1 protein-coding gene is annotated in these 342 nt (G+C 59.1%); it reads left to right on the top strand.

Translation table 11 applies throughout. The features are described from left to right. A partial coding sequence (locus tag EN824_RS33895) for a cysteine peptidase family C39 domain-containing protein (protein ID WP_245521082.1) occupies positions 1–342 on the top strand: 342 nt, incomplete at both ends.

Here is a 342-nt window from a genome sequence, read left to right as displayed (position 1 = left end):
CTTTATTCTCGAGCGCAACCCCAAACTACGCGAAGTACTGGACGAACGCATTCGTTATGGCGACCGGGAATTGCAACGCCAGAAGCGGGTCGAGCAACGCCGCAAGCTGCCCCTTCTGCTCGATTTGCAGAGCAAACCCGAGTTCGGCGAGAAGGTGATCAGGCGCTTTCCGCTTGTGGAGCAGGCGGAAGAAATGGATTGCGGCGCTGCATGCCTCGCTATGATCTGCCGCCACTACAGCATTCCGATGACGCTCGGAAAATTGCGCGAACTCGCCAATGTGACGACTCAGGGCGCGACGCTGGACAGTCTCGCGCGCGCGGGCGAATCGCTCGGTTTTAC

Origin of the sequence: Mesorhizobium sp. M8A.F.Ca.ET.181.01.1.1, assembly GCF_004792025.1 — a bacterium.
GTDB lineage: Bacteria > Pseudomonadota > Alphaproteobacteria > Rhizobiales > Rhizobiaceae > Mesorhizobium.
The sequence above is the reverse complement of the archived record's forward strand: the minus strand, read 5'-3'. Positions and strand labels throughout refer to the sequence as shown.